The organism is Paenibacillus sp. MABNR03 (assembly GCF_050455445.1).
Classification (GTDB): Bacteria; Bacillota; Bacilli; order Paenibacillales; family Paenibacillaceae; genus Paenibacillus; species Paenibacillus xylanilyticus.
In genome coordinates this window covers 911,238-937,748 of sequence record NZ_JBCIYR010000001.1, presented here as the reverse complement: position 1 = coordinate 937,748, position 26,511 = coordinate 911,238, and the positions used below count along the sequence as shown (strand labels likewise).

Annotated in this window: 19 protein-coding genes; 8 read left to right on the top strand and 11 right to left on the bottom strand. The window is 45.4% G+C overall.

What is annotated here, in order from left to right; all coding sequences use genetic code 11:
- The first annotated feature begins 2 nt into the window (after positions 1-2).
- The 4 genes from AAIH57_RS04025 (at position 3) to AAIH57_RS04010 (ending at position 4,349) form a co-directional block, all read left to right on the top strand.
- Complete coding sequence (locus AAIH57_RS04025; RefSeq protein ID WP_430020624.1) at positions 3-638, top strand: LysE family translocator; 636 nt, start codon at positions 3-5, stop codon at positions 636-638.
- 304 nt (positions 639-942) lie between these two features.
- The gene (locus tag AAIH57_RS04020) at positions 943-1,896 is read left to right on the top strand and encodes an ABC transporter permease (protein ID WP_430020623.1); all 954 of its coding nucleotides are present in this window, start codon (positions 943-945) and stop codon (positions 1,894-1,896) included.
- Between the two features lie 20 nt (positions 1,897-1,916).
- Positions 1,917-2,798, top strand: a complete 882-nt coding sequence (locus tag AAIH57_RS04015; protein ID WP_430020622.1) for a carbohydrate ABC transporter permease — start codon at positions 1,917-1,919, stop codon at positions 2,796-2,798.
- 39 nt (positions 2,799-2,837) lie between these two features.
- On the top strand, positions 2,838-4,349 hold the full coding sequence (locus AAIH57_RS04010) for an extracellular solute-binding protein (RefSeq protein WP_430020621.1): 1,512 nt from the start codon (positions 2,838-2,840) through the stop codon (positions 4,347-4,349).
- 106 nt (positions 4,350-4,455) lie between these two features.
- Here AAIH57_RS04010 and AAIH57_RS04005 read toward each other — a convergent pair whose 3' ends face one another.
- Positions 4,456-6,726, bottom strand: coding sequence for an AraC family transcriptional regulator (locus AAIH57_RS04005; protein ID WP_430020620.1), 2,271 nt, complete (start codon positions 6,724-6,726; stop codon positions 4,456-4,458).
- A 235-nt stretch (positions 6,727-6,961) separates the two neighbouring features.
- Between AAIH57_RS04005 and AAIH57_RS04000 the strand changes: the two genes are divergently transcribed.
- Positions 6,962-7,381: a hypothetical protein gene (locus AAIH57_RS04000; protein WP_430020619.1), complete on the top strand. Its 420-nt coding sequence runs from the start codon at positions 6,962-6,964 to the stop codon at positions 7,379-7,381.
- 161 nt (positions 7,382-7,542) lie between these two features.
- Here AAIH57_RS04000 and AAIH57_RS03995 read toward each other — a convergent pair whose 3' ends face one another.
- Complete coding sequence (locus AAIH57_RS03995; protein ID WP_430020618.1) at positions 7,543-8,835, bottom strand: UDP-glucose dehydrogenase family protein; 1,293 nt, start codon at positions 8,833-8,835, stop codon at positions 7,543-7,545.
- Positions 8,832-9,827, bottom strand: a complete 996-nt coding sequence (locus AAIH57_RS03990; protein WP_430020617.1) for a sugar phosphate nucleotidyltransferase — start codon at positions 9,825-9,827, stop codon at positions 8,832-8,834. Before AAIH57_RS03990 ends, AAIH57_RS03995 begins: the two co-directional genes overlap by 4 nt.
- Before the next feature lie 265 nt (positions 9,828-10,092).
- Here AAIH57_RS03990 and AAIH57_RS03985 point away from each other — a divergent pair, with 265 nt between their 5' ends.
- Positions 10,093-11,103: a glycosyltransferase family 4 protein gene (locus AAIH57_RS03985; protein WP_430020616.1), complete on the top strand. Its 1,011-nt coding sequence runs from the start codon at positions 10,093-10,095 to the stop codon at positions 11,101-11,103.
- Positions 11,104-11,108: 5 nt separating this feature from the next.
- Positions 11,109-11,855: a glycosyltransferase gene (locus AAIH57_RS03980; RefSeq protein ID WP_430020615.1), complete on the top strand. Its 747-nt coding sequence runs from the start codon at positions 11,109-11,111 to the stop codon at positions 11,853-11,855.
- Positions 11,856-11,969: 114 nt separating this feature from the next.
- On the opposite strand, the gene AAIH57_RS03975 is transcribed toward AAIH57_RS03980, so the two are convergent.
- The 8 genes from AAIH57_RS03975 to AAIH57_RS03940 all read right to left on the bottom strand — a co-directional run bounded on the left by AAIH57_RS03975 (position 11,970) and on the right by AAIH57_RS03940 (position 24,074).
- Positions 11,970-12,470 carry a PIG-L family deacetylase gene (locus AAIH57_RS03975; protein WP_430020614.1) on the bottom strand — a complete coding sequence of 167 codons (501 nt, stop codon included), beginning with the start codon at positions 12,468-12,470 and terminating at the stop codon, positions 11,970-11,972.
- 18 nt (positions 12,471-12,488) lie between these two features.
- The gene (locus tag AAIH57_RS03970; RefSeq protein WP_175394769.1) at positions 12,489-13,565 is read right to left on the bottom strand and encodes a glycosyltransferase; all 1,077 of its coding nucleotides are present in this window, start codon (positions 13,563-13,565) and stop codon (positions 12,489-12,491) included.
- Between the two features lie 264 nt (positions 13,566-13,829).
- Positions 13,830-15,482: an extracellular solute-binding protein gene (locus tag AAIH57_RS03965; protein ID WP_430020613.1), complete on the bottom strand. Its 1,653-nt coding sequence runs from the start codon at positions 15,480-15,482 to the stop codon at positions 13,830-13,832.
- A 68-nt stretch (positions 15,483-15,550) separates the two neighbouring features.
- A complete protein-coding gene (locus tag AAIH57_RS03960) occupies positions 15,551-16,447 on the bottom strand; it encodes a carbohydrate ABC transporter permease (RefSeq protein WP_430020612.1) in 897 nt (298 codons plus the stop codon).
- Positions 16,448-16,459: 12 nt separating this feature from the next.
- Positions 16,460-17,386 (bottom strand): ABC transporter permease, encoded by a 927-nt coding sequence (locus AAIH57_RS03955; RefSeq protein WP_175394766.1) that lies wholly within the window; start codon positions 17,384-17,386, stop codon positions 16,460-16,462.
- Positions 17,387-17,430: 44 nt separating this feature from the next.
- A complete protein-coding gene (locus tag AAIH57_RS03950) occupies positions 17,431-20,517 on the bottom strand; it encodes an alpha-mannosidase (protein WP_430020611.1) in 3,087 nt (1,028 codons plus the stop codon).
- Between the two features lie 39 nt (positions 20,518-20,556).
- A complete protein-coding gene (locus tag AAIH57_RS03945) occupies positions 20,557-22,767 on the bottom strand; it encodes a hypothetical protein (protein ID WP_430020610.1) in 2,211 nt (736 codons plus the stop codon).
- A 158-nt stretch (positions 22,768-22,925) separates the two neighbouring features.
- The gene (locus tag AAIH57_RS03940; protein WP_430020609.1) at positions 22,926-24,074 is read right to left on the bottom strand and encodes a GntR family transcriptional regulator; all 1,149 of its coding nucleotides are present in this window, start codon (positions 24,072-24,074) and stop codon (positions 22,926-22,928) included.
- 310 nt (positions 24,075-24,384) lie between these two features.
- Here AAIH57_RS03940 and AAIH57_RS03935 point away from each other — a divergent pair, with 310 nt between their 5' ends.
- Entirely contained in the window at positions 24,385-26,442 is a 2,058-nt protein-coding gene (locus AAIH57_RS03935; protein ID WP_430020608.1) for a GxGYxYP domain-containing protein, read from the top strand.
- Positions 26,443-26,511: the final 69 nt, after the last annotated feature.

The window sequence follows — 26,511 nt, the reverse complement described above, 5'->3', positions numbered from 1 at the left end:
CCATGGAAATGTATATCAAATATGTTCTGATCGGACTAGCTATTGCCATGCCTGTTGGAGCGATCACTGTGGAAATGACAAAACAGGGTTTAAAAAATGGATTCGTTCACGGCTGGGCTGTGGGTCTGGGAGGGATGACCTTGGATACCACATTAATTATAGCGATGTATCTGGGGTTTGCCTCCTTCCTCTCCCTGCCTTACATTCAGATTCCGCTCTGGCTTATTGGAGCGGGCTTTCTTGCTTATCTGGGTTATGATTCGATCAGGAATGCAGATCAGGATATTACACCCGCCGATGAAAAAGCAAAAAAATCATTTTGGAAGACATACCGTAACGGTTTGTTGGTTGCCATTTCCCCGGGTAATCTGATCTTTTGGGTATCCGTTTTTGGTGCCGTACTGTCTGATTCATATCGTTCTGCCGGGAAGGAAAGCTTCGCTATCGCAGCTTGCGGGGTGCTATGCGGCATTCTGATTCATGATCTTGGTTTGGTTTCCCTGGTTTCCGTGACGCGAAAAGTGATGAGCAGAAGATTGATCCGTTTGGTTTCAGTTGCCGCAGGCACACTTTTGCTCGGTTTTTCATTCTATTTTTTGTATGAGTTCGTGGTGTCGCTCTGGACATATATTCTGTAATTGCCTTCGTTGGACAAACTTCATTATCCCTTGAATACTTAGACAAAAAAGGAACCTGAGTGTCGGGTTCCTTTTTTGTCTGCTTGCACAAGCAGGTCCTGATGCGGTCCACTGCTGTTTCCAGGCTGAAAGCATGTAATGAATAGTATCGCAACGGATGACTATTCGCTGTAACAGCCCTGTACTCCACCCTAAATGATCATCTCCACAATCAGGGACTATCGACGGTAATTTCACCCCTCCACTATGATACAGCTATGGTTGCATCCCCATATGAGACTCTTGAGGAAAGGAATGAAATCAGATGCAAAGAAATACGAAAACCACAACACTCTTGTTCCCAGCCTCCAGAGCACCAACGCTGTTAGGCAGAATGGTAAGAAACCGATGGTTGTATCTCATGCTTTTACCGGGTCTTCTTTATTTTCTCCTATTTAAGTATTGGCCCATGTATGGAATATTCATTGCCTTCAAAGATTACCAGCCCTTCCTTGGTTTCTGGGACAGTCCCTTTGTAGGACTCAAGCATTTTGAGCGTTTGTTTAACGATCCTAACTTTGTTGTTCTTTTCCGCAATACCCTTGTGCTTGCCGTGCTCAATATTTTGTTTTTCTTTCCATTGCCGATTATTATTGCACTCATGTTAAATGAACTTCGTCACCATTTGATTAAGCGAACCATTCAGACGTTGGTGTACATACCACATTTCATGTCATGGGTCGTTGTGGTGGGGATTGCTTACATTTTCTTAACTACAGAGGGCGGAATCGTGAATGATCTCCTGGTTTACTTCGGCGGTGAAAAAATAAACTTCCTGGCAAGCAACGAATGGTTCCGAACCATTGTTACAGCAGAGGTCATCTGGAAAGAAACCGGCTGGGGAACGATTATTTTCCTTGCTGCGCTCTCAGGCGTCGACCCACAATTATATGAAGCTGCCCGGATGGATGGAGCCAATCGGCTTCGCCAACTCTGGCATATCACGCTGCCTGCCATTCGCAGCACGATCATTATTCTGCTGATTCTTCGCTTGGGGAATTTTCTGGATACGGGCTTCGAACAGATCTTCCTGATGCTCAATGCAATGAATCGCGAGGTTGGGGAAGTATTTGATACTTATGTATACTCCGTAGGGATTAGCCAAGGGCAATACAGCTTCAGCACTGCAGTCGGCTTATTCAAATCTCTGGTTGGTTTGGTATTAGTCGTTCTGGCCAATCATTTGGCCAAGAGGTTCGGTGAAGAAGGAATTTACTAAAGGAAGGAGAACATCGGGAAATGCCAATCAAGCCTAGCCTCGGAAGTCGGGTTTTTGATCTCTTGAATATAGCGCTGTTGACTGTATTTGCTTTACTTACGGTACTGCCCTTCATCTATGTTATTGCCGGCTCCTTCGCCACTCAGAAGGAATTGTTGCTTCGCGGGTTCATTTTATTTCCAACAGAGTTTACACTGGATGCATACAAGTACATTTTTTCGACCCCCACTCTGGTGAAAAGTTTATTTGTCACCATCTATATCACCGTGTTCGGCACGCTGATCAATATATTTCTGACCTGCTTAATGGCCTATCCTTTGGCTCGCAGGGACATGGACTTTCGTAAGCCAATCCTGATGCTCATCGTATTCACGATGTTGTTCAGCGGCGGCATGATTCCTACTTTCCTCGTGGTCAAACAGCTGGGGATGATCAACACGTATTGGTCCTTGCTTATTCCCGGAGCCATCAGCGCTTTTAACTTAATCATAATCCGCAACTTTTTTCAGCAACTTCCCGAGAGTTTGGAGGAGTCGGCCAAGATTGATGGATGTAATGATTTGAGTGTTTTTTTTCGCATTGTACTCCCTCTCTCCATGCCAGCGATCGCCACATTCTCCCTGTTCTACGCTGTAGGTCACTGGAATACTTACTTTAGTGCTGTGCTCTACATTAACGATAACACCAAATGGCCAATCCAGGTGCTCTTGCGGCAATTCGTTATTTTAGCCTCTGGCGGGATTGGAGACTCCACCGCGATGGATTCGGACTATGTGTCCCCACCGGAACAATCCATTAAAATGGCCGTCATTGTTGTGTCTACTCTGCCCATATTGCTCGTATATCCATTTTTGCAAAAGCATTTCGCCAAAGGGGTATTGCTGGGTTCTGTGAAAGGCTGACGGTAACTTAAGCATCAAACCACATAAGGGGGATTATTCATGAAAAAACAACATCGGAAATCACTCATTAGCACAGGAACTCTGATCGCTTCCTTAACGTTGCTCATAACTGCTTGCGCAGGGAATAACTCCAATACCTCTCAGGAAACCGGTACGGGAGATCCACAAGGAGCACTTCCGTTGAGCATGATGCTGCCGACCTATAATGCGGAACAGATGAACGCAAATAGTTCAATTCTGGCGCTGCTTGAGGAGAAAACGAACACCGATCTTTCGGTGTCTTGGGTGCCGTCCTCATCCTACACGGATAAGTTAAGTGCTACCGTTGCATCCGGAGAACTACCGAAAACCTTTGTTGCCTTGGAGCCAAAAGCATCTTTTATTATTAATGCTGCCCGGTCGGGCATGTTCTGGGAACTGGGTCCGTATTTGAAAAGTTATCCGAATCTGAGCAAGATGTCTGATGTTGTATTGAGCAATTCATCCATTGACAACAAAATCTATGGCTTGTATCGAGAACGGGATATTGCCCGCTTTGGTTTAATGATTCGCCAGGACTGGTTGAATCATCTTGGGCTTGAAGCGCCGAAGAATTTGGATGAACTTTACATCGTTTTGAAAGCGTTTGCGACAGAAGATCCCGATCAAAACGGCAAACAGGATACCGTTGGACTCGCAGTGGGTATGCAGGGGAATAATATCGCCGGGTTTAAAGATATCTTAGTGTATCTGGGAGGTCCGAATGAGTGGGAACTGAAAGACGGCCAGTTAATCCCTGCGCACATGACCGATGCTTACATGGACACCCTGAAGTTTTACAAGAAACTATATGATGAGAAGCTTATCAATCAGGATTTTGCACTGGTTCAGGACGGTCGATCCGTGATGTACAAAGGGAAGGCTGGATTATGGATTGACAATATGCTGGACGGTAAAAATATCGAAGAGAATATTAAGAAGGTCACACCAGATGCCAAAATCCATCTGATCAACCGAATTTCAGGTCCGAACGGAGATGCCACTCGGGCGGGTACGGGTTACCTGGGAATGTATATGATCCCGAAAACGAGCGTCAAAACGGAAGAAGAATTGAAGAACATTCTCGCGTATTTCGACAAGGTATCTGAAAAGGATATGCAAAACCTTTTGAAATATGGCGTGGAAGGAAAGCAATATAATGTGGAAAACGGAGAATACAAGCCGAATCCGGATCCGAAGTTGCGGGCGGAAATGACGGACAGTAACCAGTTTATGATTTTGCAGGATCAGGTTGAAAACTTTGGTACGGAACTGGAGAAGCTCAGCACAGAGTTGTTCAAAGACAACGCCACGTTCGCCATACCTAATCCTGCCTCCCCTTTTATCTCGAACACTGCCATAGAGCTCGGCAACGAACTAAATAAAATCATTCAGGATGCCACAGTAAAATTTATCATGGGAACTGCCACTGAAGCAGATTGGGATCAGGCAGTGGAAAAGTGGCTGCAAGGCGGCGGAAGCAAAATTATTGAAGAAATCAATGCGGAATACACCAAGTCTGAGAACAAATGACATAGGATAATGCACCTTTCATCCTCATAAATGGGCCCCGTAGGATGACCATTCAACTGGTTGTACTAAGGGGTCCCTTAGATTTCAAGCGTGCATGGCGTCGTTACTATTCTTCCCGGTACTTTCCGGGCGTTGTACCTGCAATTTTTCGAAATGATCGTATAAAGTTTGCCGAATTATTGTATTGCAGGCGCTCCGCAATTTCAGCAATTTTCATGTCCGTATTCTTCAGCCATCTCTTGGCCATGTCCATCCGGTATTGAGTCAAATATTCCCCGAAGTTAACCCCTGTCTCCTGACGAAACACACGACTCACATAATGAGGGTGGTAATTGATCCGGGCTGAGCAACTTTCCAAGGTCAGCTCGGAATCAAACTCACGATGAATCATGTCGATGACGGCTTCCGAAATATGCTTGAACTGCCTTTCACGGCGACTCTCCAGCTCCTTGGCGTACGGCTCAACAAATAAAGTCCAAAACCAGGACTGCATCTCGGTAACGTTTCTAAGCTTAAACAATGTGTTAATTAGCGAAGTCTCATCTCTCTCGATCCCTTCCACAGGAATAGAGTGCTCATGACCGAATTTGAGGAAATTCACCAGCAAGCGCAACAATGACAGATGATAGTGCTGAAACGGCGTATGGGACGGAAACAGCTCCTCCATAAAGTTCTTCAATTCAATCTCCGATTGATTCAGGTCCCCTGCTCTTATGGCATCAAGCAATGCCTGCTCTTTGTCTTGAGGAAACATGCCCAGATCATTTTTTTGCGGCTGCACGTCTTCAATAAAGAGAATTGACTCCTGTCCAAGTCCTACACTGAATTTCAGTGACGTCATAGCTTCATGTAAAGCGACCCCTGTATGGTTAAAAGAGTTGAACGGACGGCTAATCCCGATACTTACTCGGATCCCGAGATATTGAGAAATTGCCCTTTGGATATTTAATGATAACGTGAATAGCTCCTCTTTGAGTTCAGCTCCATCTTTGGATGATCCCATCAAGGTGACTTGGTAATCGGTTGTCACCACCGGAACAAGCCTGTCTTCGCCAGGCACCAACTCACCGACCATATTACTGATCGCAAATAACAATAAATCGTGATTTCTCTCCTCGTAGCGGGTACCTTTAAGCGTATCGATTTGAACAGCCAACAAGCTCATGGACGGCCATGGCCGCTGCACGCCATACAATCCCAATTTCTCCATAAAGTCAGTATGGCTAATATCACCGTTCAACAATTTATGCATAAAAAACTCTTTTAGTTGGCTTTGTTGGCCTTGCAGCTCATTCAAGATAATGGAGTGATTACGAATCAGATCGTTAACCCGTTCTCCGATGACTTGCAGCTCGCCTGTCGCTCTCTCTCTTTCTGCTGGCGGGGAAGTTACAGCGGCAAGAGTCGAATAAATGGATTGAATCGGGCCGTACATTCTCTTAGATCCGAACCAGGCAAGAATTAAAGTGATAAGCAATATCAAAAAGCATACAAGCAAAGTAATCCAGCCAATAATTTGATTCTGTTCGTTCACTTGTTTATTTGAAGCAACGGAAACATAAACCCAGCCATTGTATGAGGATTTTCGATATGTGACGGTTACTGTCTCCCCCTCCAGCTCAGAAACATACTGGCCTTCATTCGTATCTGTCTTCTTAAGCGCTTGGAGATAAGCTTCACCAGACAAGCTGCTTCCCGGTAAAGCGCCCTCGTCACTCCGATGGATCAGCTTTAAATCGCGATCCAATATGAAAGCGTTTCCTACTTTGCCGTTTTGAATAGACAATGTTCTTCTTAACACGTCAGGAGATAAAGCTACGCTGATAAGACCTTTCGGATTAGCCGCATTAAAAGGGTATTTTTTCACGAAGTACACAGACTCGAACGTATTCGGCAGATTATCCTTTCCCATGATCCAAAAAGACCCGGCTTCCTCATGAGAAAATGCTTCCAGTTGTGACCTGAATTCAGGCGAGCTGTATTCATTCACTCCGGTGCTTGTAACCATCCATTCCTTATTCAAACTGTACAAGTAAATTTCCTTGATCCCCAGCTCGTAAGTTTGAATGGTAGCGATCCCTTTATACAGCTCATGCACCATCTCAAAATCCTGATTCGTAATGGGTTTGGTAAATGCCTGTCTAACGATGGGAGACTGTAGAAACTGCGTTGCCGAATTATCAATGGTGCGAAGCATCTGCTCTACACCCATTTGCGTTTGTTGCAGAAGCAGCTTGTTGCCTTCATTCACCTTTTCCTGGACGGTCAGAGAGGAGTTATAGTAGGAGAAGGAGCCTAGGACAATAACCGGGAGAGTTCCTATTACAATTGAGAATAACAGCAGTTTCCACAAGTAAGATAGGGACCGTAATTTCATAATGCCTCCTCCGTTTTCCGGTTCATTACCTTATTACATTAGTTCCCAAATTAAGATACGTCAACCCGTTATTACTTCGTCTTGCAGCCACTCTCAGCCCTTGCTCCACTAATCTACTCTATTAATCGTATGGAAGAATGAAGTCACCAGAATTGGCGTCAACTCTATTAAATTGTCCAAGCACTCTTGCTAAAAAGTACATATTCTAGCATATAACCAAAAAGGAGTGGATCGCATGGCAAAAGAGATTTTGGACTACAGTTCCAATGTTGTTACTCCCATTACCGGTGGAGTTAATATTCCTGTGCCCATCTTCCCAGCAGGGGTTGAGATTGCTGCCGCCTCCGTATTCCTTAATCCGTCTAATCCCGCTGCTGTCAATAACAGGGTAGAATTGCAGGCTTCCATTGGATTGAGATTCGTCGGTGCAGGCAATATCAGAGTGCTGGTTCGGATATGGAGGGCAGGCCAGGAAATCTATTACGGATTGGAAAGCAATGTTTTTGACAATAACATTATGATCAACGTGAGCACGGTAGATGCCGCACCATTAGGCTTGCAAAACTATCAATTGATTATTGAAAACCAGACACCCGCTACGACAGCATTTGTCACTGGTCCACTCGTATTCACCGCTACAGCCTACGGCCAGTAATATGGAGTGTGGAGATTAAATCTTACTCTTTATATTCCTGATGTAAAATCCCCCGATCCTTAGTTACAAGGATTGGGGGATTTCTGTGAGAAGATTTAATTTATGAGCTCGTGCTGGCAGCCAAAACTGCAACAATATCGCCATTGAATCCTTCACTCATATTAGTTGTAACCCACGCCTTGATAATAGTAGCCCAGCGATTTCATGAAGTCGGCATTCAACATGTTTCGGCCGTCGAAGATGTTGGGCTGCTTCATCTGTTTACTGAGCTTACTCCAGTTTAGGTCATGATACATCTTCCACTCCGTACATATAAAAACAGCATCTGCATCTTTAAAGCCTTCCTCAGGGGTAGTCATGGACTGAATGTTTGAATTCTTCAAATATGAGGGAAGTTTGGCGACCGGGTCAAACAATTTAATATGTGCTTGTCCGTCAGTCAATACCTGAATGAGACGGATCGCAGGAGCTTCCCGTATGTCATCCGTATCAGGCTTGAATGCCAGGCCAAGAACCACTATTTTTTTGCCTGCGAAATCTCCTAACCTTCTTCTTGCTTTCTCAACCATATACAAATATTGTGTTTCATTAACCTCAACGACATTCTTCAGTACCTGTAGTTCCGTATTATTATCCTTTGCTATACGGAGTAAAGCTGCAACGTCCTTTGGAAAACATGATCCACCATAACCAATTCCCGCTTGCAGGAAGCTGCTGCCAATCCTTTGATCAAGTCCCATCCCAAAAGCAACCTCTTTTATATCTACCTCAAGTTTGTCACTTAATCTGGATAGTTCATTAATATAAGAAATTTTTGTGGCTAGAAAAGCATTCGATGCATATTTAATGAGCTCTGCGGTCCGCGGTGTTGTTACCACAATGGGACATTGAACTGAAGCGTAGAGGGTCTGAAGCATTTTGGTCGCTTTAGTACTCGTCGCGCCAATGACAACCCGGTCTGGATTTAGAGAATCCTCCATGGCTTTACCTTCCCGCAGAAATTCAGGATTGGATGCAACATCATAAGGATAAGATGCTGCCTGAGACCGCAATATCCATTGAGTCACTTTTTCCTGTGTCCCTACGGGCACGGTACTCTTGTTAACGATGAGTTTATAACCGTTCATATAACGACCAATATCTTGTGAAACCTGCTTCACATAAGTTAAATCTGCATTTCCATCAGTAAGCGATGGAGTCCCGACACATATAAATATTACATCATTCTCTTGAATAGCTTTTGCTTGATTTGTAGTAAACATAATCTGACCGGATTTAAGATGTTTTACCAGTAGTTCCTTGAGACCTGGCTCATAGAAATAAAGTTCACCTTTCGTTAATTGATCGACCTTGTGTGCATCTGTATCAAGTCCTACTACTTTCCAGCCCATCTCGGCAAACACCAAGGCAGTGGTTGTACCCACGTAGCCTGTCCCAATCACAAGTATTTTCATTCCTCGTCACCCTTCCTTCTCGCTTCTAAGCCAGCCAGGGTAGAACCGGTCCCAACTACCGTATTAACAACAGCGTGTGATAGTTGCTTGATATGAACATTACCTAATAGAATGCTGTCTCTGATGTAGCAGCTTTCAATAGTGGAATCTGCACCAATAGAAACGTAAGGACCAACCACACAATCTTCTAGAATACAGCCTGCTTCTATAGAGACTGGGGCAATAATCTTGCAATTTTGTAGAATCACCGAAGGATGAATATCATTTTCAACTGGCATCTCCCGAAGCATTTTTCGATTGGCATCAAGCCATCTCTGTAAAGTTCCGACATCAATATTTGCTATTTCAGCTTGCTGATAAGATACCGAGTAGCCCTGTTGGATCAGCCATTGGATCGCATCTGTAATTTCATACTCTCCTCTGGCCGAAGGTTCTATCTTTTTGGCAGCTTTGAAAATAGAAGAAGTAAAACCGTATGCTCCTAATACCGCAAGATTTGATTTGGGAGCTTTCGGCTTCTCTACAAGCTTCACAATCCGGTGGTCTTCCACCTCTGCAATGCCATAATCCTGAGGACTGTCCACTTCCGATAGAAGCAGCGCAGCATGATTCCCATGTTCTACTATTTGCTTTTTAAGTTGAGAGAGTGAAATGGAAATTAAGTTATCCCCCAAGAGTAAAATGAATGAGTCCTGACCAATAAAATGCTCTGCTTGTAATATGGCATCTGCGATTCCTTTTGGTTCTTTTTGATAAATAAACGTAATATTCGTACGACTCCACCTAGTGACACTCTCTAAGCTGCTTCTAATGAGTGATTCTTGCGATTTTTGGATTACTATTCCGATCTCAGAAATCTCTTGTTCAACCAATTTATCTATACAGGAGTGCAACAAGGGAGTATTGGCTACAGGAATCAATGATTTTGGATAAGAGAACGTGAATGGATACAAGCGGGAACCTTTGCCAGCACATAGAATTAGTCCTTTCAAGTCGTTTCCTCCCTTCTAATTTTCACTTCTGTATACTCTATGAAAAACAAATATATTTGGATTGGACGAATATCTGATAGATTTTATAGAAAGGCTCTAACAGCCTTGAAACGTTTCTTAGAAAACTAAGTTTTCTAATTCTTATGAAATGGTTCGTTGACGCTTGTGAAAATTTTCTGAAGCCCATTCATTCCATCGGTCATTCGCATAAGATGACGGCAAAAGAGCCGTTGGCTTCATGCTAACCAAAGGAGACTGAAATGGTATGAAAATAGTTCAAATATCTACAAATACACTTCCCGTTCCCCCAGAAGATTATGGCGGCACTCAGCGCGATATTCACTACCTGACAGAAGAGTTGGTTCGTCGAGGTCATGAGGTCATTTTATTTGCTAAGAAAGGTTCGAAAACCAACGCCACAAGGACGTACGAATATCCCACTGATGACCCGGATCAGCAGTTGGATTTCATCATTAAGCGCATTCCTTCGAATGTGGATATTATCCATGATCACTATGGCATTGTTGCGAAAACAAATCCGCCCATTCCTACGCTCCACAACTCCCATTCCAAAAAGGCAAAAGGATCACAAATTCCTGTGTTTGTGAGCAAGAAAATTCGTGATAAGAACAAGAAAGGTTACTTCGTGCATAACGGGATTCGTCTTCGTGACTATACTTTTCGAACCAAGAAAAAGGGCTATCTTTTATTTTTGGGTAGAATCATGAAAGAAAAAGGAGTTCATTTAGCGATTGAAGTTGCACAAAAAACGGGGAAAGAATTAATTATTGCTGGGACAATTAACAAGCCTGCATATCAAGAGTATTTCGATAACGAAGTCAAACCGCATCTTAATGAAAAGATACGATTTATCGGTCCTGTCGGTGGAACCAAGAAAATTAATTTGATTTCAAGAGCAAGCTGTGTGTTATTTACCTCTACATGGAACGAACCCTTCGGACTTGTGCTTATCGAAGCTTTGGCTTGTGGTACACCGGTACTTGGATTCAAAGCAGGGGCCGTTCCGGAAGTGCTAAAAGGCTTACCACAATTACTATGTAACTCTACAGATGATATGGTTCGCAAAGTGAAATACCGTAACAAATTCCCCACCGCAAGAGTTTGCCGATCCTATGTAAAAAAGCATTTTTCGGATAAAGTCATGGCTGACAATTTTCTTAAATTGTATAAAAAAGTCATCACGAATAAGGAATACAAAATTGTCCGTCAGTCGGTGTGGAACACCAGAAAAAATCTGATTCTAAAAAGGAGTTGAAATCAGTGGCTTCAATCATAGCGTGTACCATGAGACCTGAATATATGGATAACATTTTTGCAAATTATGCACGACAGGAATGGCATAACAAAGAAATGATCATCATCCTTAACAAAGATAGTATGAATCTTAAAAAGTGGCGAAAAAAAGCTAAAGAATACGAAAATGTTAGAGTCTATAAGCTTCCTGAGAAATATACACTGGGAAAATGTCTTAACTGGGCCATTGCCAGAGCAAAAGGTTCGTTTATTGCCAAATTTGATGATGATGATTATTATGGAGCTCATTATTTAAAAGAATCCATCCTTGCACTAAGAGCACGCAAGGCACCTATTGTTGGTAAACACACAACGTATATTTATTTTGAGGCGAAAAAAGCGCTTATGGAATACCGACCCGGACAAGAGAATGTGCCTGGCAAAAGGATTAAAGGCGGGACATTGTTTTTTCGTAAAAGGGTATGGAAACATGTGAAATTTCCGGAGGATACGATCGGAGGATCAGATGCCAAATGGTCAAAAAAATGCCGCAGAGCTGGCTACTCCGTATATTATGTGTCGAAGAAAAATTACGTTTGTATTCGAAGAGAGAACATTCAGTCACATACGCAGAAACGGGATACTGAGGAATATATGAGAAATTGTAAATTGGTTGCCTACACGGATGACTTTATACCTTATACAACCGATACTATTCCAGATGAAGATACCAGTAAAGAAGAATCCAATTCACTTTCAAATGGCTCCATTTAGCAAATTGGACATTTGAAGCGAAGAATGGGCTGTTCCTGTAGTGAAACTACTTTAGGGACTGTCCATTCTATTCGCCATATCAAACAACATTGCCGCACATTTGGTCATGATACCCTACCTTAATTTCCGAATACTTTCGTAATCCGTATATCTCTTTAGCCATTCAATGTCCTGACTTCTGTATCGTTTTAAAATTTTGTGTTTTTGCTTTATCAGATCTTCAGGCAATTTATATTTAGAGCGTTTAAAAATATACATCTTCTCCTGTGCTAACTCTCTGACAACCTGATGCAATGCTTTGTGTTGAGTATGGCCATACTCCCCTTTTTTATTGTGGGTCACTATCATCGTGATCTGAGGATTGGCTTGCAGCACCTGTGCGATATCTTTTTTCAAAGCCTTTCGGTTAAAATCTCCTTCCCATTTATCTTTATAACTCCACATTTCATACTCGGCTCCTACGTCTTTCATTGCTTTTCTAAACTCTCTTGCCCGCACTTTGTTTTTGCCGTTGGTTACACAGATAACTTTCCACCCTTTTCCCTTTATAAGTTGAGCTCCTCCAAAGATTATTTCATCATCAGGATGGGCTACAATCATCAATTTATTGAACATTGTCTTCCCTCCAAATCTTTAGATGAAGGAGTGATATAAGCCAAGCAGCTTATCGACGATACCAGAGATATTAAATTGCTTCTTAACGAATTCTCGTCCTGCTTCTCCCCAATTTTTTGAACTTTTCTTAGACCTTAATGCAGTAAGAATCAAACTTTCGATCTTGCTTATTTCAAGAGTCTCCTTGGCTCGGTGATCTCCGAAGTAATACCTCCAAGCAAGCTTGAAATTATCTGGCTTCACAATGCCAAATATCCCCTTTGCACCGATCGCTATGACGGGCCGCTTGCAGGACATCGCTTCAAGAGCTACTCGTCCCGTTCCTACAACAACGTCACTAATGGAGAAAAAGGATGATGTATCTAGGCGTTCACCCAATACATGAATCCGATTACTGTGTTTTCTAGCTGCTAGTTTCTTGACACTATTCAATCCCGGTCCACCACCAACCACTACGACATGTATGTTTGGGGATGAATCCATACAGCGCTGTGCAGCTCTTAAAAAACTTTTACATATCTCTGCTTTTTCATCCTCAATACGACTGACATACAATAGCACTTTCGACTTACTGGCAATGTTTAATTGTGCGAGCAACTGCTTGTTCCTGTTGTATCTAAAATGCTGCGTATTAATTCCATTTGGAATTAATACAGATTGGATGTTTTTCTCTTCCAGCCACTTTTTAACCGGCCAGCTAACGCTTATAACCGCGTGACGACTATAACACCTCTTCATTATTTTCGTGATTAGTGCCCGAGGATAGTATGTCCCATGTATGGTGTAGACAAAAGGGATTCTCAGCTTTCTGCTGAGGGCGCTGCCGATTATTCCGGTAGATTCATGGTGAGCATTGATGACGTTGATCTTATGCTTGATAATCCATTGCTCTAATCTTTGCCGGTCGTTTATTTTCGTAAATATTGGACAACCAAGCGCCCTGAACTTGGACAACAAACTCCCCCGTTTACCTGCTACATAAATGGAGACCCCTCTTTTTCCCATCTCTTCGACAACGGCAGACACATATGTCTCTGTTCCTCCCACTTCAAATTTATCTATGATCATAAGCAACCGAAGAGTTGGCTTTTTCATGAATTTCCCCTCCCATAAGGTTATCATTCTCACTCCTTATAGTATGGGGTGTTAATGGTTGTCGTTACCGGAATTTACCCAGGAAGACAAAACAGGCGATTTATAGGTTTAAGAATTATATCTACTCTTACGATTCTCTGTTTTTGAGCATAAAAAATCCCCTCCTTTCGACAAGATTAGATCCATTTTCTGGATGTCTCTTTTTCTCTCGTCTACTAAAAAGGGATAATACCAATATAGACTTGTTACTTCTTAAGTCTCAGTTTAATTCGGCATCTGGACGGTTACCACTTCTTTTCCTTTCAAATTGTCATTGGTAAACTGCATCGCTTGATCGTATCCGGTATTCCGCAATTGATCCCTCAACTCGTTAATAATGCTCATGGCAGCTTCATCCGATTTTGCAAAAACAGCTTCCTTCCAGGCGTCTCCCATCCGGTCCATGGAAGGTTTCAACATTTCCCATTCAGGGGATTTGGTGATGACATCACCCGGGTTATAAGCTGTTATAACCTGAATACCGTTCGGACGCAGTACCTTACGAGCATGATCCATTGCATCCAATCTGTCCTGATCTGCCCAGATGTCCCCACCTGCATACGAGTTAATGCGATCAAGTCCGGTTAACGATTCCAAACCGATAGAGATCCCTACGTTTTTGCGAACTTTACCGGATTGATCCGCTGCGAATTTATCAAACCATTCCTTATTGGCTGCGGGTTTGCCGTCCTTCATATCCCATTGAACGCCTTGCACCCCGTATCTGGCCAGCATGAAACCTTCGTCAGAAGCCATATAATCCAAAAACTTGAGCGCAGCATCTACACATGCACCTTTGCAGCTCTTGGTAATAACCGTTACGTTGTTCCCCTGAATGCCAAGATCCACGGGACGACTCGGGTCGACATCAGCCCGCTCTAGCGGACCGACGGGAATGTAATCGCTTCCAGGATGAGAGGTGACGTATTCCTTGGAAGCATCCAAAATGGCCGGATAATGTGCCGCAAGAATGGCAATACGACCCTGATTGATTTTTTCTTTGGCGATGGGATCTGTCTGGGTAAATACATCCGGATCGAGCAGGCCTTCTGCCAGCAGTTTTCGATAGAACAGCATGTATTCTTCATAACCTGGAGTGAAGAAACTGTGCTCAAGCGTACCATCGCCCTTGTCTACGTAACTTGCTCCCGAGTAAAACATCGTATTGCCGATGCCTACAGACCAGCCATTACTGAATCCACCCAGCGGGAAGACAGGCTGACCGTTCTCCTGCAGGTTGGCGTCTTTTATCTTTTTGAGAAAAGCATAAAAATCCTCTTTCGTCACCACGGACTGCGGGTCCACACCTACCTTCTCGGCAATGTCCTTGCGTACATAGAATCCGTATAACCAATCAATTCCGTCTTCGTTCGTAGCAGGCTGATTCTGCAGTAGAAGATATTTTTTACCGTCATACGCATTAATCGCTTTTTCATACAATGCTGGCGGAACGTTTTCTTCTGCAATGGATTTGGCCAGGTTGGGATAATTGCCCAATTTGTCGGATATATCGACTAACTGACCTTCTTTGGCTGCCTTGATAATTCCATCAAGCTCGCCGCCCCAAGCAGGTCCGGTATATATATCCGGCAAATCTTGCGTAGCAAAAATCTGGTTTACCTTCTCGGTCTCGCTGCCTTTTGTATACTCCCACTCGAGGGTCACTCCGGTCTTTTCCTTAATAACTTCCTCTACTGGGGTAATTCCATTGTCCGATCCGCCTGAACCATTCCAATTATGCAGTATCTTAAGCGTAGTACCGTTTCCCTCTCCATCACCTTCTCCATTCCCAGCCGAATTCATGCAACCACTGAGCAAACTTCCAGCCATAATGGACACGAGAAATACAGACATGCCTTTCGACCAAATCCTATTCAAACCAATCGCCTCCTGGTTATGGATATCAATGAATCGCGGTGAAGCGTGGGCAGATCAAACCGATATGATCAACCCTTAACCGAGCCAATCATGACCCCTTTGACAAAATAGCGCTGCAGAAACGGATAAATGCACAAGATTGGGAAAACCGTAATGACCAGCAGAGCCATGCGCATCGATTCCGGTGTTGCTCCTGCACCACCGACGCCGCCTACCGTCTGCCCACCTTGCTGTGCTGCTCGCTGCATGGAATTGGATAGCGCTTCCGCTTCCGTCAACATTTCTTGCAGCAATGTCTGAACCGGAATCAAATCCTTGTTGGAAACGTAGTAGGCACCAGAGAACCAGTCGTTCCAATGGGCTACTCCGATAAACAGCGAAATGGTTGCGAGTACCGGACCAGAAAGAGGCAGAATGATTCTCACAAAGATTTGAAAATCGCCATATCCGTCGATACGGGCAGACTCCTCCAGTTCCTCAGGTATGCCTTGTAGAAACGTACGAATAATGATGATGTGCATGAAATTAAATAAAAGCGGCAAAACGTACACCCAAAAGGTATTGATCAGATGCAGTTTTTGCAGTGTGATGAAGAACGGAATGAATCCCGCGCTGAAAATTGTGGGCAAAAAAATGTAGAAGGTAAAAAAGGAACGTCCCGGCAGTGTTTTTTTGGAAAGCGCATATGCCATAAGGGTACACAGGATTACATGCAGAAACGTCCCCAGCAGGGTGCGCATGAGGGTAATTTGGTATGCCTTCCAGATGCGTGCATTATCAAAAACCTCGGCATAGTTCTCCAATGTTAATTTTCGGGGCAGAAAATAAATCGCCCCTTGCATCGAGTCCTTCCCTTCATTTAATGAATAAGCCAAAATATAAATAAACGGGTAGATCATCGAGAATCCAACCAACGCAAGAATGGTATAGTTAAACACCGAGAATACAGACCATTTTCGTTCCATATCATCACCTCCTTAAAACAGGGATACATCACTGACTTTGCGGGCAATGCGATTGACGGTCAGTACCAGGATAAGTCCAATAATACTTTGAAATAATCCAACAGCTGCGGCATAACTGAGGCGCCCTTCGCGAATGCCGGAGTTGATGGCGTGCACATCCAGAACACTCCCGATACTCGCGGTCGCCGGACCATTCAGCAGAAGCAGCTGTTCGTAGCCTGCGCTCATCAGGCTGCCTACGGCAAGAATGAACAGGATGATAGCCACGTTACGAATGCCGGGAAGTGTCACGTGCCACATTTGCCGGAAACGTCCTGCACCATCTATCTTGGCAGCTTCATAGAGCTGCTGATCGATTCCTGCGATGGCGGCCATGAAGATGATCGAATTCCAGCCGATGTTCTTCCAGATGTCCGATCCAACAATCAGTTGATAAAACCACGTTGGATTGTTCAGGAACTGGATGGATTCTGCACCCATGGCTCCCATGAAGTCATTGACCGGTCCACCATAGGGTGTCAGCAGTCTCTGCATCAGCGTGACCACAACGATCCAGGATACGAAATAAGGCAAGTAGGACAACGTCTGAATGGTCTTCTTAAACCGGATCTTACGAACTTCATTTAACAGGAGTGCGAGAATAATGGGCATCGGAAAGCCGATCAGCAGTTTCATAAGGCTAATGATGATCGTGTTGCGGATAATGTCACCGGATTGATAATAATTGAAGAACTGTTCGAAATACTTGAAACCTGCCCATGGACTTCCGGTAAATCCACCAATGAAGTTGTAGTCCCTGAAGGCAACCTGAATCCCGTACAAAGGGACATAAGAGAACAGAAAAAACCAGACAATGCCTGGCAGCATGAACAAATAAAAGAGTTTATGCTGCCAGATTCGCTTCATCAATCGATTGTTGGTTGCTCTCGTCTTGATCACATTCCCACATCTCCTTTCTCAAAATGAGAAATTCACTGCCTCTGCTATACCTGCAGCAACTTCAAACGCAGCGTAATAATTTCAAATGGCTTGAACGATAGCGTGATCATCGATGGGTCTGTCATCGGAATCGACGAAATGATGTTCTCCATCAGATCAGCTTTCCATGCTTCCTCGGTGTTGATTCCAAGATGAATGACCGTATGGGCATGTGTCCCGGACGTTTCATACAGGCGGACGATGATTTCGTCGCCATCTTCGGCTTTTTTGATGGACTCTACCATGACGTGTGCATGTTCCGGTTGCAGGAACGATTTTGTAAGCGGCAAAGTTCCAGCCGGTTTATCATGGACAGAGGGTAAGGGGACTGTACGCAATGGAATATTCAGTTCATTACCTCTCCGATAGATCTCGGCTTGAACATGATTCCCTTGATGCGGATATAACGAATAGGTGAATACGTGTTCCGCACGATCGGCTTCCGGATCAGGATACGAGCTGCTGCGCAGCAGGTTAAGGTCAAGCACATTATGAAGGGCTCTGTGACCGTACTTACAATCATTGAGTAATGCGACTCCGTAATCGGGCTCCGAAATATCTATCCACTGGTGGGCACAGATTTCATCTTTGGCAAAATCCCAGAGGGTATTGCGATGGGTCGGTCTGGACAGACTGCCAAACTGGATCTCGCAATGAACCTGATCTGTACGAATATTCAACGGAAAAGACGTGCGAAGCATCTTGGCATCTTCCCGCCAATCCACATCAGATTCAAAATCGATTCGGCGACTGCCCTCCGTAAGAATAACGCTCTGAGTTAATTCGGATTCTCCATAGCTGTATTGAAAGATCAGTCCAATCCTAGGCCCTTCACGAAGCTCACGAATGTTATCCAGTGTTAAAGGCATACCCGGATGCTCTGAATAGTCATGACTGAAATCCCAAGCGTCTCCTTCATCATGATATACACGGAGATGATTTCCCTGGTGTCCTTGAGGAATGATTTCTCTACCTTCTGCTTTATCCAAAATCGAGATGATTGCACCGTACTGATCAAACTTCACGAAAAGCACATGATTTTCTATGAAGCGTTCTTCCACATTTACATGTAACGTGGAATCCAGCGTCTCCGATCCCATTTCGATGCACGTTCCGACCTCACCCACCGTACACTGGCTAGGATATTCAGGTACAACCATGTATCCCATGGAGGGAACAAGTACCTTTATCCATCGTCCTTGCAGAAAAAGCCATTCCTTCCGCTGCCAAGGCAATGAATTGAACACCACTGCAGATACGGATGGGGGCTTGCTGCTTGAAGCGATCCGATCCGCCAAACTGCTGTAGGTTTCTGCAATCATGTTTTCTGTTTGGGTCAATAACTCCGCATATCTGATGAGTGATTCATCATAAACCCGCTTGATCGAAGATCCCGGAAGGATATCATGAAACTGATATAATAAGACCTCCTTCCATATGAGTTCGAGCGTATCGGATGGATAAGCTCTGCCCGAATGGACCGCCGCCAGAACGGAGGCAAATTCCAATTCACGCAGCGCTTTTTCCATTTTCCGATTATACCGCTTGCTTCGCGCCTGACTGGTCAGCGTACCCTGATGCTTTTCCAGATACAGCTCCCCCCGCCACGTTTGAAATTTCTCTCGTTCTTCATTGAGCCTTTCGAAAAAGGTCCACGAAGGCTCCTGTATAACGGGAGACAATCCAAGCAGATTCCTGGTCCGTTCGAGTCGTTCCAGATGCTCTTCACCTGGTCCGCCTCCCCCGTCCCCTATGCCAAAGAGCATCAGCGCATGTCCGGATACATTTTTATCCAGATATTCTCGCTCTGCCTTGGCAATGGATCGAGGTGCCGCCGGGCTGTTGTACGTATCCTCTGGCGGCATATGTGTTAATACTGCTGATCCATCAATCCCCTCCCACATAAACGAATGATGGGGGTGTCGATTGTACTCACTCCAGGAGAGCTTTTGGGTCATCATGTAATCAACTCCAGACTGCTTCAATAACTGGGGCAAGCTTGCCGAATAACCAAATACATCAGGCATCCAAAGTGACTTCATCTCCAACCCGAACTCCTGTTGAAAATAGCGCTTGCCATACAGAATCTGCCGTACAAGAGATTCACCACCGGGGACATTTGTATCCGACTCGACCCACATGGCGCCCTGCGGTTCCCATCTGCCTTCACGCACGCGTTCCTTGATCTGATCGTACAATTTGGGATAATGCTGCTTCATCCAGTCGTACAGTTGAGGTTGACTCGCACCGAATACGTAATCCGGATAACGTTCCATCATGCGAAGCACGGTCGAGAACGTTCTTGCACCCTTACGGATCGTTTCCCGGATCGGCCATAACCAGGCCAAATCGATATGTGCATGGCCTACAGCGCTCAAGGTTAAGACTGGATCTCCCCCTTGCAAACCGAGCTGTTCCTCCGTACGTTTTTTCGCTAGTCGTACACGCTCTTCGGAAAAATCGGTCAGCTGCAGCGAAACGTCATAGAGCGACTGGTATATTCTCTCCTTGCGAGCTGATCCAGCTGCCAGGCAGTCTGCCGTTTCCAGGAGAACCTCGATATCGTAGTACAAACTGCGGATATCTTCCCGACAGACTGCGATAACAGCCTCTCTTAAAGAGCCACCCTGATACTTGCCGAATAAATCGTTATTGCCCGCTTCCGCCCATACTTCAATCTCATCTCCCCTGACAAATCTCTCGCTCAGATGAACGACCCGCTTGCCGGGCAATCCCAAGGAGAAATCAAATTCGGAGTTAATGGTCGTCAACCCCTGAACAGGCGTTCCTTCATGATCAAACAGACATAGTTCTCCACTGACATCCAACAAGAGAACGAAGCGCTCATGGCTGCTGACACTACGGGCTGGCAATGGGCCTGCAAAACGGAACCAGGCACAGTCCCAGAGCTCACCCCATCGTTCTCCTTGCTGCAGAGTCACTTCCCTTCCAGAACTCCGAGAATCGTAGGACACGGGCTCGTTTGTAACCCATGCCTTTGCTTCCAGTTCGGTCAGCGGATCATATATGGCTTCTCGAAGTTTGTTCAACAACTGTTTTAACCGTTCTGGCCTTATCGGTTCATATGGCATGTTCGTTACTCCTCTCTGTTACGATGATTGGGCTATGAATCAAGAAGACCATCGCACATGTACCTCTGTCCGGTTCTCGTTCCCATGCTCATATTGAATAAGCACGGTCTGCGAATCCGGGTCCCACTCCCAAGAAGCGGCTGCTGCTTTCCCTTGAACAAAATACTGGGCAGATACAGGTTTCTCCTTACTGTACAGCCGTGCAGCAGCCTGCAAGCGAGCTGGCCCTCGCGCCACGAATTGAAAACCTGTGGCCGACTCGGACAGAGCTTCAATTCGGGAGGAAGCCGCAATGAGGGAAATTCCTCCAGCCGCTGGACGTCCTGACTCAATATCATAGAGAAGTGCCTGTTCTCCCGGTTTCATAACAACTTGGTTCAGTACCGCGAGCTTCGCATCGAATAAGTCCACAACTGGACCCGGTATAGATAGTGGTTCATCGCTCACCAACTCGTCTAACGCAGCTGCGATGATGTAAGGCCCGCGCTTGATTTTGAAATATGACCTTGATACCCACTGCATCGCTGGTTGGTTGAGCATCCCAATCAAATCCTGAACCGCTTGGCGGAGACGATTGGCCCCTGCCGTGGACAGCGTGAGATCAGCCGGATGTTCGTTCAGCCAAGCCACGCCTCCTTTTCCCACTATCTCGATACCACTCTTCATTTTCTTCAGACCAAGCTGCTCGAACAAATGCTCCCGCGGGGAATGATACTTGGTTCCGAACTTCTTCTTCCCATCTTGCTGCTCGAGATTCCACCATGCACGAATAGCATGATAAGGATCACTGTCATCGCCAACATAGATCAGTGCCCCGCCATCCTGCACCCACTGCGCCAGAACGTAATGAATATCCGGATACTCAGGTTTGATAAATTCATAGCTGAGTACGAGAACATGGTAAGGTGACAAATACCCCGGATATCGTCGCACATGATCCAGTAAAAGAGGACGAACGGGTATCCCGTGTTTAAGTAGTGGAAGCGCAAGACCGTAAAATGGAGAAAAATCGAGCAGCTCGGTATCCCCCTCCTGCTGAAAGCCTTCAGGGTCTGTTCCATCATATTTCCCCGGATGAAGCGCCTCAGGATCTGGCTTCATCCGCTGAAACATTGCGGAGTCGGCGATAAGAACGCCAACCTGCAGCGGAATCTGATCGATCTCGATCACATTTTGGTCCAGGTTACCCAGCGTATTCATGACTTGCAGCAGCGTCGTTGCGTATTCTGCCGGAATGTTCTCCTTACCAGCACCTCCTTCCGCCAGATAAGTCCCTTGAAATATTCTTCGAGGCCACGGCGCAACTTCATAATGGGCAACCCCGGGATGCAGCAGCGAAGCAACCACGGTCTTCATGTAGTTCTGCTTGTAATCCGCCCAGGTGTAATTCGGGTTATCCTCGATCGGATCATGCAGGAACCACATGCGTCTGTCGGTTCCGCGGACCAGTTCCTGCATGACGCCATACTCAAGGTAAGCGGTTTCAAATGTACGTTCCTTCCGAACGCCTTTATACACATTGGGTGTGCGGGAAGTCCCGGTCCAGATCTGTGCGATGTATCCATCGATGGAGGCCAGCTCAACCAGTTGAGATTGCGGACTGACGATTCGCCACTGCGTGTAATTGATCAGGCTGTGCGTTGGAACATAAAAGCGGAGTACACGGCCATATCGCTGCAATGCATAATCCTTCATCTCGGCACATAACCGGTCCAGAGCGCGGGTATATAAATAGGCCTTTAGTTTGGAGGCTCGATATTGTGCATCCGGCGAAGCATGCGGCGGAATCCAGGATTCTTTGTAATACAGCTGCCACTCCCTCTTAAAAGCTTCAGAATAACCACCGTTCACCCAGAATTCAGGTTCTTCCAGATGAATGGCCTCAACACCTGCATCTACAGCAATTCGAATGTGCTCCGCCAGATAGCGTCCAAACGAAAGGGTAGGTACCATGTACGGAATAACGGGCTGATCACCGTGAAGAATCATCTGCTGGTGGCGATCCATCTGCGCTTCATCCCAATGGGGTATGCCATCCACCTCGCCATCAAGGTAACTGTTGTAATTTCCCCAGGCTACCCCGGTCATGAGATGCACAATATATCCCTTCTCTTTCCATTGCTTGATGCGTTCCGTCATTGACTCGTCAATGCCATATACCATCACAAAGTCAGTCTGCAGGTCATAGTCGGGATGATACGGAGCTGACTCCTGAAATCCGGTGCGTTCTTCTTTCCGGTCTCGTGACACATTCTACCCCCCTAGTGTTGATGTAGGTTTGGATTGCGTTGTATGATTATCCATCATTTTCTAGACTATAATATATGAATTGAATATATTCAATATGTTTTTTGAATACAAAAAAACCTTCCCGCATTAAACGTGAAGGTTTCCAATGTGCTTCCAAGTTAAATTTGAGGAACTCTTGCAGTGGTTTGGCGTACCACAAGTTCCGGTTCGATTAGAATTTTGCTATAGGATTTCGCTGTTTCATGTCCATGCAGCACTTCAAGTAATTTAACCGCTGCCTGGTATCCCATATCCCGCTCAAACTGATTCACGTGAGTAAATATGCTGAATTCCTCCACGATGGAAGTGGGATCATCAAAGCTTACAATGGACACATCTTCAGGAACCCGGAGACCTGCCTGCTTGGCTATTTGATGAATTTGTACACCGAGCCTTCCGTTCAGCGAAACGTATGCTGTCACCATTCGGTTTACGATATACCTGTACAGGGGATGGGACTCTGCATCTTTCAGCAAGCTTAATGGTTGGAAATCTGTAATCATATGTGCCGGGTTTATTAACGCCCCTTTGCCTTTCAAAGCATCGATATAACCTTCGATCCGTTCCTGGACAGTGACGGTTTGCAAAGGTGAATCCGAACAGATGGCGATATCCCGGTGCCCGAGCTCCCACAGATGCTCTACCGCAAGTTTGGTACCGCGTCTTCCATCCGCCGCAATATAGTGTGTCTCGACACCAGGCAGATAGCGGTCGATCAGTACAAAAGGAAAACCGGAGAGCTTCATGCCAAGGATCTCCTCGTTGTAGTTTTCCTCATCAACAGGAAAAATTAACAGGCCTTCAGCGCCGAGTGCCTTCAGTTCCTTGATGACATCCTTCTCTTTATCCAGCCTGCCATGCGTGAACATAATCATGCTTCGATAGCCTTTCTCGCTAAGAGCTTGTTCAATTCCCTCAACCAGTCTGATGGCGAAGTAATCATGGATGGATGGCATAATCACACCGACCATCCCTGCAGCCAGTGTGCCTTCTCTTCCCTTTATTGCAGCAGCCGGCGCTGATGCCGAAGATACGATATCGTTTTCTTCTGCCACAAAACTGCCCTTGCCAGGCACCCTGGCGATCAGCTTCTCATTCGCTAATCCTGTCAAGGCATTGGCAACAGTAATTTTACTAACCTGAAACTGATCCATCAGTTCCTTCTCTGTCGGTATCCGGTCACCGGGCTTCATCTTTTCTGTTGTTATGATCTGTCTGACATAGTCCTGGATTTGCTGATACAACGGAACTCGTTCGTTTGTATTCATTCGGATCACATCACCAATTCATTCGTAATATTTGAGATATATAATATATCCTTTCACAAAAGAGCGCAATAAACAAGCTGAACTTATCCGCAGTTTGACATAAGATCTCCTAGATATACCGTGATTAAAATGTCTCTTTTCCATAAACACTGGGAACTTTTGTCGAAGCTCTTGCAATAACATATATGTATATATTTAATATATCTTGAAGTGAGATGTGTTGCCTGGCTTTTAAGCCGCAAAAGGAGGACGGGATGACTGAGGGATACACACGCTCATATTTCTGATTATAACAAGGAGTGAATTGGCCATGGCTCGTAGATTCACGATTCTCTGTTTAGCCTTCCTCTGTGCTTTTTCCTTAACTGCCGGAGCGGCATCCGCCTCGGAAACCAGTGTTCAAACCGCTAAACCTGGAGATTCCAAAGCTAACCGTGAACTCCCCCGTTTCAAGAAACCGAAACATCTGGATGCAGCCGATATCTATGATGCTCCAGGTGATATCAAATTACTGTTTGGAACGTTACAGGGAATTGTAAACAGGAAACAACCGCGAATCTATCTGATCGAATCCCAGGAAGAAGGAAAATTGACCTGGCTCAACGATCTCGATGTACCCTATACACTTCATCAGGATTATTGGGACGTGTTTTCGACATACCGCAGTGAAGTCAAAGGCATAATTGTGTATGATCCGAAGTTACCTGATTCAATTAACGTGGCAACCACGCTTGCCGGTCTGAAGGATGCTGTAGTTGCCAGTCCGGAGCTGGCGAGCCAATTATCAAAAGCACCGTACAACCTGAAGATCCTCGATGATCTACAGGGTAAGTTCAGCAGCCGACTTGATGCGTACACCTGGCAATATGAGCATCTGTGGAAGAAGACAACCCACCAGATGTTAGTTGGACTGGATCCGGATACAGCCATTCGTATTCCATCCGGTCTTCCCGAGTCATTTGTGACCATTGCAGAGGAGAAGCAGCCCATACGAGATGCTGGCAACCGAGACACCTATTCCCTTGACCTTACTTCGCTGCTTGGGAAATCAGAGGTTTATCTCCGGTTCGATGACGCCTTAACCCAGGATGGCTGGGGCTCAGCCGTGCATGAAGTTACCTTGAAGGCGGATGGCAAAATCATTGCAAACTTCGTTGCAGGAACACCAGAAGAGGAAGTTTTTCTGTATGACAGACAAAATTCCAAGGTTGCAGAGGGACAGGGCGGTCACCGTTTCGCCGATAATGGCAATTATTTTGTATATGAATTCAGCCTTCCTGCGGGAACCCAAAAGCTGACGGCTGAAGTGGACATGTGGAACCAGTTTAAGGTATCGGCCGGAAATATCCGCCCACTCTCTGCCGAGCAGCAAGAACCCTATGCCTATTTACGGGATTACGCGGTCGCCAACAAAGCTATGGTATTTTGGCTGGATTCCAATGTGCCTGAACAGAAAGCACTTTTTGAGAAAATCATGTCCGACGTGGAACCCGGAACTCCCTACCTTGGCTGGTTCAGCAATGATGTGGAAGGTGAGTTCAGCTCTGTCGAGATTGCTTCCCGATATGGTGTCTATGTACTCGCTGCAGACTGGTTCAGTAATCTGACTGTTTTCTCGGGTACCGAGGCCAAGTTCAAACCTGCCCAAAAATCTCCACGTCCGGAATTGGAGAACAAAATCTACGTGACGTATACTTTCACTGAAGGCGATAATTTTCAGTACAATCAGCACCGCATGCGTGTCATGTGGGAGGATCCGGCGCGAGGCAAGGTTCCCATCAACTGGACTTCAAGCCCCCTACTGTATGAGGGTGCGCCGGCGATACTGAATCATTATGTGAATACTGCAACCCCCAATGATTTGCTGATTGCCGGACCATCCGGTGCAGGATACCTCTATCCGGGTGCATGGCCAGACTCAAGCTTCCGTCCATTTTTGCAGCAGACTGAAAAATACCTGAAAAAGACAGGCATGAATATCTCGTATGTGTTGAACCGGGAAGACAGCGAAAATATACCTCTCACGCCATTTAAAGCAAGCGCTTACGAGAAAGACTACCATTCACCAGGTCTGTTCATTAGCTATGAAGACAATTATGGTGTTGAGATCGTTGGCGAGAGTTTGCCGGTGTCTACAATTCGTGGAATAAGTACTGCCCAGGACGGACTGCAGGTATTGAATGAGGCAAAAGCGAATTGGGATGGAAAGTCGCCGTTGTTCATTTCCCTAGGGTTGCTTGCCTGGAGCATGATGCCATCCGATGCACTCGCACTCACCGAAGAACTAGGAACGGAATTCAAGGTTGTGCGAGCGGATGACTATTTCTCCCTCATTCGGGAAAGTTACCATTTGCCTGCATCCAAGTAGTCTCCCATACTCATAGAGAATTCCGACTGATATATGCATAGAACGCTTAGAAGCATCGAAATCCTTTGC